The 8403-nt window shown below is 66.8% G+C and carries 9 protein-coding genes and 5 pseudogenes; 4 read left to right on the top strand and 10 right to left on the bottom strand.

The genetic code is table 11. The annotated features are described in order from the left end of the window. Positions 1–389 precede the first annotated feature (389 nt). A pseudogene (locus ACZ7DE_RS40870) lies at positions 390–510 on the bottom strand (IS5/IS1182 family transposase); the annotation flags it as partial. Further along, complete coding sequence (locus ACZ7DE_RS40865; RefSeq protein ID WP_470769608.1) at positions 480–602, bottom strand: hypothetical protein; 123 nt, start codon at positions 600–602, stop codon at positions 480–482. The gene ACZ7DE_RS40865 and the pseudogene ACZ7DE_RS40870, both read right to left, overlap by 31 nt. 33 nt (positions 603–635) lie before the next feature. Between ACZ7DE_RS40865 and ACZ7DE_RS40860 the strand changes: the two are divergent. After that, positions 636–767, top strand: a pseudogene (locus ACZ7DE_RS40860) (IS5/IS1182 family transposase); the annotation flags it as partial. A gap of 13 nt (positions 768–780) precedes the next feature. On the opposite strand, the gene ACZ7DE_RS40855 reads toward ACZ7DE_RS40860, so the two are convergent. Both ACZ7DE_RS40855 and ACZ7DE_RS40850 read right to left on the bottom strand, forming a co-directional pair. Next, positions 781–1458 (bottom strand): hypothetical protein, encoded by a 678-nt coding sequence (locus tag ACZ7DE_RS40855; RefSeq protein WP_470769604.1) that lies wholly within the window; start codon positions 1456–1458, stop codon positions 781–783. After that, complete coding sequence (locus tag ACZ7DE_RS40850) at positions 1455–2081, bottom strand: RNA polymerase sigma factor (RefSeq protein WP_470769602.1); 627 nt, start codon at positions 2079–2081, stop codon at positions 1455–1457. Before ACZ7DE_RS40850 ends, ACZ7DE_RS40855 begins: the two co-directional genes overlap by 4 nt. A 115-nt stretch (positions 2082–2196) precedes the next feature. Between ACZ7DE_RS40850 and ACZ7DE_RS40845 the strand changes: the two are divergent. Continuing rightward, positions 2197–2445 (top strand): annotated as a pseudogene (locus tag ACZ7DE_RS40845) (DUF6879 family protein); the annotation flags it as partial. A gap of 77 nt (positions 2446–2522) precedes the next feature. Here ACZ7DE_RS40845 and ACZ7DE_RS40840 read toward each other — a convergent pair. From ACZ7DE_RS40840 to ACZ7DE_RS40825, 4 genes are all read right to left on the bottom strand, one after another. Continuing rightward, on the bottom strand, positions 2523–3242 hold the full coding sequence (locus ACZ7DE_RS40840; protein ID WP_470769600.1) for an IS6 family transposase: 720 nt from the start codon (positions 3240–3242) through the stop codon (positions 2523–2525). A 47-nt stretch (positions 3243–3289) separates the two neighbouring features. Next, positions 3290–3757 (bottom strand): transposase, encoded by a 468-nt coding sequence (locus tag ACZ7DE_RS40835; RefSeq protein ID WP_470769598.1) that lies wholly within the window; start codon positions 3755–3757, stop codon positions 3290–3292. A gap of 59 nt (positions 3758–3816) precedes the next feature. Continuing rightward, complete coding sequence (locus ACZ7DE_RS40830) at positions 3817–4758, bottom strand: carbon-nitrogen hydrolase family protein (protein WP_470769596.1); 942 nt, start codon at positions 4756–4758, stop codon at positions 3817–3819. 108 nt (positions 4759–4866) lie between these two features. Continuing rightward, complete coding sequence (locus ACZ7DE_RS40825; RefSeq protein WP_470769594.1) at positions 4867–5295, bottom strand: VOC family protein; 429 nt, start codon at positions 5293–5295, stop codon at positions 4867–4869. Positions 5296–5387: 92 nt separating this feature from the next. On the opposite strand from ACZ7DE_RS40825, the gene ACZ7DE_RS40820 reads away from it, so the two are divergent. After that, positions 5388–6041, top strand: a complete 654-nt coding sequence (locus ACZ7DE_RS40820; protein WP_470769592.1) for a GntR family transcriptional regulator — start codon at positions 5388–5390, stop codon at positions 6039–6041. A gap of 1 nt (position 6042) precedes the next feature. Here ACZ7DE_RS40820 and ACZ7DE_RS40815 read toward each other — a convergent pair whose 3' ends face one another. Then, positions 6043–7500: a transposase gene (locus tag ACZ7DE_RS40815; RefSeq protein ID WP_470769606.1), complete on the bottom strand. Its 1458-nt coding sequence runs from the start codon at positions 7498–7500 to the stop codon at positions 6043–6045. Between ACZ7DE_RS40815 and ACZ7DE_RS40810 the strand changes: the two are divergent. After that, a pseudogene (locus ACZ7DE_RS40810) lies at positions 7396–7608 on the top strand (IS5-like element IS4811 family transposase); the annotation flags it as partial. The gene ACZ7DE_RS40815 and the pseudogene ACZ7DE_RS40810 overlap by 105 nt on opposite strands. Before the next feature lie 83 nt (positions 7609–7691). On the opposite strand, the pseudogene ACZ7DE_RS40805 reads toward ACZ7DE_RS40810, so the two are convergent. Then, positions 7692–8250 (bottom strand): annotated as a pseudogene (locus ACZ7DE_RS40805) (GNAT family N-acetyltransferase). Between the last annotated feature and the right edge of the window lie 153 nt (positions 8251–8403).

Below are 8403 nucleotides of genomic sequence, written 5' to 3'. Positions count from 1 at the left end.
GGAATCACCACGCCAACGACGAGGGGCCCTGCCTCGTCACCACACCCACTGACCACCCCATTTCACCCGCCAGCACAGGATGAAAGAGGCTCAGTGAACCCCTCCCACGCACGACCGGCCGAGCCCGCCGTCTCTCTCGGATGTCTGCGCCATCCCAATGGCTGCCAGCGCGCCCGCTGCGCAATGCGTGCGGATGTGCGCCACGGCGGCGGCGATTGAATCACCGCTTCCCCTCGTGGCGCCCCCGCCCGGATGCACTCCAACCGAACCGGTGCGAGACGGAACCCCCGACCTGATCCGCAGCAACACTATGCCGTTCGGGCGAATAAACCGGCATGAGTATCGACGACCCGATGGGCTTTGGGCCAAGGCCCAATTATTGAGCGATTTCAGCGCTGCTTCTCCAAGGTGAGGACGGCTTTGCTAATAACGCTCATGCGGTTGGGGCTGATGCGGGATCTGCGGAAGACGCCAGGACTTCAGCCGTGCCATGCCTCGTTCGACAGGCGCCCATCGATCCTGAGCTTGCCGAGCAGTCGGGCGTCCTGGTCGACCATGGCAACGTCGTGGTGATCCTCAGCCCAGTCGATTCCACAGGTCACGTGCAACGCGTGCTCCCTTCGGGCCTTCCCTACAACGTCGTCGAGCGTTGCTTCAACCGACTCAAAGGCTTCCGCGGAATCACCCCCAGGTACGACAAGACCGCCACCTCCTACGAGGCAGCGGTCAGTCTCGCGTCATTCCTGCTCTGGGCAAGATCCGTTTGAAGACGGACGCTAGTTAGGGCAGTTCCCCCTTCTGGGCGTGGTAGCAGGAGGGGAGATCGCCGCTGAGCACGTCGACGCCGAATGCGGGCATTCCGTCCACCACGGGCGGGAAGAAGACGACGAGGGTGGCGCCGTCAGGGATCTTGTCCCGATGAATGGTGGCGATCAGGCTGCTCTGTTCCTGCTCGATCCGCACCACGTCTCGCTGAGAGCCTGGGGGTCGTTCGAGGTCCCTCTGGTCGATCGCGCACTGGGGATCCTCTCGGTAGACGCGCGCCCGTACTCCCATCCGGTCCAGGTCGCGCTGCAGGCCAGCGAGATCGGGCTGAACCTTCTCGGTCTGCATGGTCACCTTGACGGCCCCGTCCGGCTCACGGTCGAGGGTGTAGGCCACGTTGGTGATTCGGTCGGGGCCCGCCGCGACGTTGACCGTGTCGGTGTCGCCGGGTGTCTGGCCGATGCTCACCGCGACGCCGGCCACGGCCGCCGCCAGCGCCACCGGGGCAACGAATCGCGTCGCGAGACGCCAGCGCCTCGCGGCGAGGCGGGACTCGTCGTGCACGTGGTTCATGAGATGTTCCTTCAGCAGAAGGTGGCGGTCGCGAGAGAGATCCGGATCCGCCGGTGCCGGCAGCAGCCGGGACAGTTCCTCACGCTCAGCCCCTTGCGGCGACTGCGGGGTGGCATTCATCGGTTCTTCTCCTGGATCGACCGGACCGCAGATGTGCGGTCACCCGGTATCTGTCCGCTGCCCACCTCGCGTTGCATGTCTTTCTGAATCCGGCCCAGTTCCTGCTCGGTGAGCTCCCGCAGCCGGGTGCGAGCCCTCGACAGCCGGGAGCGGACGGTGCCGACCGGCACCCCCAGCGCCTCGGCCACCGCCGCATGCTCCAAGCCGGACCACACGCACAGGGCAAACACCTCCCGCTCCGCCGGCCGCAACTGCTGCAGCGCGGCCTTTGCCGCGGCCAGGTGTTCTGTGTCGGCCAGCCGGCCCACCAGCTCCTCCGCGAAATCGGGCACTGTCTCGCGCAGAGGCAGCTGAGTCAGCGCCTTCTGGTGCCGACGCGCGGCACGGGCGGTGTTGCGGAGCACATTGGTTGCGATGCCCAGCAACCAAGGCCGCAGGCTCTCCCCGCCCGGGCGTAGTTTCTTCCTCAGCCGCCAGCCTTCCAGGAACGTCAGGGACACCACGTCTTCGGCAGCGGCCCAGTCGCCGGTCCAGCGCACCGCGTGCCTGTACACGACCCGGGCGTGTTCATCAAAGATCTGCCCGAATGCCGCCGGGTCCCCGGCCCGCACACGAGCGCGCAACGATAGCTCCACACCCCGTCCTGTCCGACCACCCCAGCCCGTTGCCGTGACCCCCGTCACATAGCTCACCGCACTGGATGGCGGCACTCGACGAGATCGTCTTCCATCAGCTTGTGGGCCACCACTTCTGCGACCGGCCGCCGTTGGCGTCGGTTTCCCGCCCGAGTGGGTGGCTGCCTTGGTGGAGCGGACCGTCGCCCGTGGGGTGAAGGTCTGGCGGGCCCGGGTCGTGTCCGAGCCCGTCACGGAATATATCCGCTTCGAGCGCGCCCCCACTGACGCCAACCTCCGCGCCGGTGAAAATGTTCGCTGGCTGCCCCGCCGCCGCGCCTCCAGGCTCGCGCTGCCGGGCAACGACTTCTGGCGGCGCTGTCACGTTGTTGGGTGGGTAGGTGTCTGATGGTGCGTCGTGGCGTGGTGGAGCCCGGTTTCGGGCTGTGCTCAGGCCGTGGTGGAGGGGTAGGCGGCGCTGGTGATCTGCTCCCAGATTGCGAAGCGGACGGTCATCTCGGCTCGGTAATGGTGTGCGGACAGCCGGTGGCGTCGGGGTCGGAAGTGGGGTGAGATGCCGCTGAACGCGGACAGGAACCGCTGGGCTGCGCCGGTGCTGCGGAAGCCTTTCATCGCCCGTTCGCGCTGCCTTGTTGGCTGGTGGCTGTTCTCCGCCCGGTTGTTCAGCCCCTTGTGGGAGCGGTGCTCGACGGAAGGCATGACCTCGCGGTGGGCCGCGCCGTAGGAGCGGAGCTTGTCGGTGACGACTACCCGCGGCACCGTGCGGGTCTTCTTCATCAGCCTGCGCAAGAAGTGCCTGGCCGCGGCTTTGTCCCGGCGGCTCTGTACCAGGATGTCCAGGACGTTGCCGTCCTGGTCGACCGCCCGCCACAGATACTTCTGTTCCCCATTGATCTTGATAAAGACCTCGTCCAAGTGCCACTTGTCACCAAGCCGGGACCAGCGGCGGCGCAGCGAATCGGCGTACCGCTGCCCGAACTTGGCGCACCAGCGGCGCACCGTCTCGTAGGAGAGGACGATCCCGCGCTCGAGCATCAGCTCCTCCACCTCGCGGAACGACAGCGGGAAGCGGTGATACAGCCACACGCAGTGGGAGATGACCTCGACCGGGTATCGGTGCCCCTTGTACGACGGAGCCACGGCCCCCACGGAACAGCCCCCTCCAACACGATCAACCAGAAGATCATCCCACCCGCTCAGCCAACGTGACAGCGCCGCTGGAACACCTCCCGGATCTGCGTGGCAGTGACGGCGATCGCATCGTCCCACGGACACAGCCGGACGACGTCCACCACGGCCGTCCACGACGTCCGCCCCACCTCCAGAGCGGCGACGAAGGAGTAGGGCCACCCGGGGACCATCTGGGCCGAGCCTCTGCCCCGCCCGTACGTGTGACAGAACAGCCGGTCAGGGCTGGTGTTCGCGTCCAGCCGCAGCCAGTTGCTCGCATCGACCGCCAGGACCAGCCGCCCTTCCGCCGTGCCGGGGAAGCGGCAGCCCCGCCTGAGCCATGCGCAGCCGAGACGGATCCAGCCGGCCATGGTCCAACCGCCGTACAACGCACCATGCCCACGCTGATGCTCAGGAGCCAGGGACGCATCGGATGCTTTCTTTCCGGCGTCGGTGCCCTGGCTGGCGGCGGGCACGCTGGTGGAGGCTTTCACGCTCTGCCGTCGATCATGCAGGCCGACGGTTCGGCCTCCCGTCCTATACCGCCGTCCGGTCAGTCGCGGAAGTGGGCAGCGTTCCTACGCCGACGGTCCACCTCGACAGCGAACACGTCCGGTCGGCTGTAGTGGCCGGCCGGATCGAAGTTCTGACGCTCCTCCCGGACTCGGGTGAAGTCCAGATCGGCCATGACGAGACGCTCCTCGTCCACCACCGGCTCTACGATCCAGGTACCGTCCGGCGCCGCAATGGCAGAGCCGCCACGGCAGAAGTCTGATACGTCGGCCTGCTCCAACTCGGCGCGCAGCGGGAAGTCGGCGGGGACATCGGCCAGGGAGAGTAGCCCATTGGCCGCGAGGTGGAACATCCTTCCCTCACGGGCGATGAAGCAGGTGCTGTTGTCTGCGGTGTTGTGGGGGTTGCCAGGCCAGACGCTGATGTGCAGGTCCTCGCCCTGTGCGTAGAGAGCGTGGCGGGCCTGGGGCATCCAGTTCTCCCAGCAGTTCAGGCCTCCCACCCGTGCAGGGCCTACTTGGTGCACGCGTAGCCCGTTGCCGTCCCCGATGCCCCAGACCAACCGTTCTTCGTGGGTCGGCATGAGCTTGCGGTGGGCGCTGACGATACCTGCACCGGGGTGGATGGCGACCAGAGTGCAGAACACGGTCCCTCGGGCACTACCCACTCCTCGTTCCGTCGTGCCGAGGTACACGAAGATGCTCAGGTCCCGTGCGGCCTCGGTGATCTGGGCGAGTTCCGGGCCATCGAGCTCGACCGCAGCCTGCAGGTATGCCGCATAGGCTCGCTTCTGTGCGGCGTCGTTGAAGCGGGCGCCACCTGTGTGCTCCAGCCAGGACGGATAGCCGGACAGGAAGGTCTCGGGGAAGGCGATCAGCTGGACGCCCTGTGCCGCTGCGTTCTCCAGCCACGCGAGGACCTTCTTGGTCGTTGCCGTCGGATCGAGCCAGTGTGGACGGGCCTGCGCGGCAGCAATACGCATGTCGTTGTCTCCTATGTCGTTTTCGAGTTGCGAGAAGAGTCGGCCGAGGAACTGGCTGGCGTCAGCCGAGAGGCTGCCAGGGCCGGGCGGGCCTGGTAGATGCGCTGGCTACACTGCGAAGATCTGCGAGCTCTCGGCGAACGCCTTGAACTCCAGGGCGTTCCCCGAAGGATCCTTGAGGAACATGGTCCATTGCTCGCCAGACTGCCCCTCGAAGCGCAGATAGGGCTCGATGACAAACGTGGTGTCCGCTCCACGAAGGCGTTCGGCCAGTGTGTGGAAGTCGGGAATGGACAAAACGAGGCCGAAGTGCGGGACAGGTACGTCGTGGCCGTCGACCGGATTGTGGATCGCCTCATTGCGCGGCGCCAGATGGGTCACGAGCTGGTGGCCGCGGAAATCCCAGTCGATCCACGTGTCGGAACTACGGCCCTGGCGGCAATCCAAGGTCTCGCCGTAGAAACGGCGAGCTACCGCCAGGTCGTCGACGGGCACAGCAAGGTGGAATGGCGGGAGCGGTGTGTCGCGCATGGTCATGGTAGGTGTCTGTCCTTCGGGAGGCGGGCAGCAGCACTGCCGACGAATGATTGAATGTTAACATCACTACATCAAGAAGTGGCAGGAGCGAAGTGAGCAAGCAGAGTGGCATGGCACCGGCCCGCCGACGCGGCATGGCCAACGAGGTCGCCGACCGGATCAGGGATGCGATCTTCTCTGGCCACTACGCGCCCGGAGCTCAGCTGCGGGAGGTTGAGCTGGCCACTGTCCTTGAAGTCAGCCGTGGACCGGTGCGCGAGGCACTGCTGAGGCTGGAGCGCGAAGGTCTCGTCCAGAGCGAATGGCACCGAGGAACCACCGTGACCGCCCTGTCCGCACAAGACGCCGAGGAGCTGTACAGCCTCCGCGGCGCCTTGGAGCAGCTGGCCGTCGAGCGTCTGGTGGAAAACGCCACGGAGGCGGACCTGTCGGCCGTCCAGAGAGCCGTGGACCGGATGGGTCGTGCCGAGGACGAGCATGCGATTGTGCGGCTCGACCTAGAATTCCACGACGCCGTCTATGCCGCCGCCCATCACGACCGCCTGGAAGGGGCATGGCAGGCGATCCGCTCCCAGGTGCACCTGTTCCTGCTGATGCGCATCGGCGCCAGCAATGAAGACTACGCCCAGCACATCGAGACAGAACACCGGGAACTGGCCGACGCCCTGGAAGCCCGCGACACCGAACGCGCTATTCGGCTCTTCGCGGAACACCGGAGCCACGCCTTCGCCCTCCTCAGCTTGTGATTTATCCGGTGCGGCGGGGTTTGCCTTGTGGTGAGCCGGTCGGCGGTAGGACTCGTCGGTGACCAGGAGCAGGCCCACGTCGTAACGGTTCGCGGGGCGGCGGTTCTTGGAGCCGGGCGGGCGCCTGGGGCCGGGGCGGGTGGGTTTCGGCACTGCGGCCGGCGTTGAGGTTCTGGCGTGCAGGTGCTGGAACCCTCGTCGGACTCGTGCCGGGGTGAGCTTGTTCGGTTCGGTCGACATCTCCCACGGCCGTCGCAGGTCGGTGGTAAGAGAGCGGGCGAGGCGGAGCTGAGTGCAGGCGGTGACGATCAGCCAGGTCCAGCGGTCCGCGGCGTCGGCTTCTCGCAGTCTCGGAGCGGTCCAGCCGAGTGTCTGCTTGATCATCCTGAAGAAGTGCTCGATGTCGAACCTGCGCAGGAAGGTCTGCCAGGCCAGGTCGGTCTCCGCAGGGTTGGCTGCGGGGCGGGACCACCACAGCCACAGCGGCTTGGGGTCGCCGCCTGCTGGGCAGGTGGTCTACCTGGAGTCGGATGACGATGCCCTCGATGACCGGGAGCTGGCCGGGGTGGTCTCGCCAGGCGGCGCGCCCTTGCAGCTCCGGGTGGAGCTGGTCCCAGTTCTGGGCGTGGGCGGTGCCGCAGCGGGTGGTCTCCGCCTTCGTCTCCGCGTCCGGGGCGCCCCAGGTCCGGGCGTCCTTGAAGATGAACTCGCGGCCGTTCTTGGGCGGCCGCCCGCCGGCCGGGTTCGCCGCCGCGAACTCCGCGCGGGTCGGCGCGGGGCGGCGCATCACTCGGTCCGAGCGCAGGCGGCCCAGGATCTCCACGGGCAGGTCGCGCAGCAGGTAGGCCAGCCGCATCACGTCGTAGCCAGCACCGACGGGTCGCCCGGCTTCCACTTGCCGGCGGCGACCAGCCGCTCGACCAGCTCCCGCAGCTGCGTGGCGGTCACGGAGGCCGGGCCCCAGCCGCACCGCGTCCAACGGGGCGACCCACGAGGTCCGGCCCGACTCCAGGGCCACGACCCACGAGTACGGCCAGCCCGGGATCATCTGGTGCCTGGCGTCGCCCCGGCCGTAGGTGTGGCAGAACGAGCGCGCGTCGCTCGTGTCGGCGTCGGGTCGCAGCCACGGAGAGACGTCCACCGCTAGGACCAGGCGGCCGTCGGCGGCGCGGGGCAGCGGCAGGCCGGCCAGTACGCGCCTCAGCCGGGCGACGTCCAGGCGGCCCCGGTTCAGGGCGCCATACAGGGCTCCGTGTCCGCGCCGGTGCTCGGGAGCGAGCGCCAGGCCGATTACTGACGTTGTACCTCGTTGGACGACATGACCGACTTGGACGCGGCCTACGAGCTGACCCGGCTTGCCATGGTCGACAAGACGGTCAGCCGCCCGAAGGACGCAGTCGGGTTCGTCGTGCTGCCACGGCGCTGGGTCGTCGAACGCTCCCTGGCCCGGCTGATGCACGCCCGCCGCCACGCCAGAGACTACGAACGCCTCATCCAGCACGCCGAAACCCTGATCACCTGGGCCGCCATCACCCTCATGACCCGCCGTCTCACCCGGTCGCAGCCTCATCGGGCCGCGAAGAATCTGGGGGATGTAGGGCGGACAGGCCGCTGAGGCGGCTCGGCGCCTTGCACAGAAGCCTGGAGATCCTAGACCGGGTGACGATCATTCAGGATTCTTTGAAACAAGAGATGATCGCGCCACTCCCCATTGATATGCAGGTACTTGCTTGCCTCGCCAATGAGGTCGAACCCACTCTTGGCAAGCACTCGCTGGGACGCCGCGTTACTGATCACCGTGCCGGCTTCAACCCGATGCAACCCGAGATGATCATTAGCGGCTTGACAGGCAAGATTCACTGCGGCAGTGGCAAGGCCCCGTCCGAGGTGTTCGACGTCGATCCAGTAGCCGAGGTTTGCGCTGCGGAACGGCCCCCAGTGACACATTGGAGAGAGTCACACCGCCGATGATCTCGCCCCCCTGAGCCAGGACCCACGGCACCAGCCGACCCGCTTCGCGATGCTCTCGCTGATCACGCAGGCGCGTGGCCTGTCCTTCTTCCGTGAAGAAGTCCTCGCCGCGTCGGGGTTCCCAGGGGCGCAGATGATCCCGATTGCGCAGGTACGCCCGGCAGAGCGCCGCAGAGTCCTCCTGCAACACGGGGCGCAGTAGTACATCAGGGCCGACGGCGGCAGAGAACTCGATCATTACACCACCCTAAGGCAGCGCCCATGAATCCGTTGATCAAGGTGATTGAAAACAGGTACTCAAAGAGCGTTTTGTCCTGGCGAGGTTGTTTGGTGGCGCTTCGAAGGGTGAGTGAGTCTGCGACTGCTGGGACGAGAGTGGCCGATGCAGCCC

This window comes from Streptomyces sp. NPDC037083 (assembly GCF_055606485.1).
This window is presented reverse-complemented; position numbering and strand designations above follow the sequence as displayed.

What these genes read in the sequence shown, in the direction of transcription:
- ACZ7DE_RS40830 (WP_470769596.1), bottom strand. Translation starts at nt 4,758, where the DNA reads ATGCGTATTGCTGCCGCGCAGGCCCGTCCACACTGGCTCGATCCGACG.
- ACZ7DE_RS40855 (WP_470769604.1), bottom strand. Translation starts at nt 1,458, where the DNA reads ATGAATGCCACCCCGCAGTCGCCGCAAGGGGCTGAGCGTGAGGAACTG.
- ACZ7DE_RS40825 (WP_470769594.1), bottom strand. Translation starts at nt 5,295, where the DNA reads ATGACCATGCGCGACACACCGCTCCCGCCATTCCACCTTGCTGTGCCC.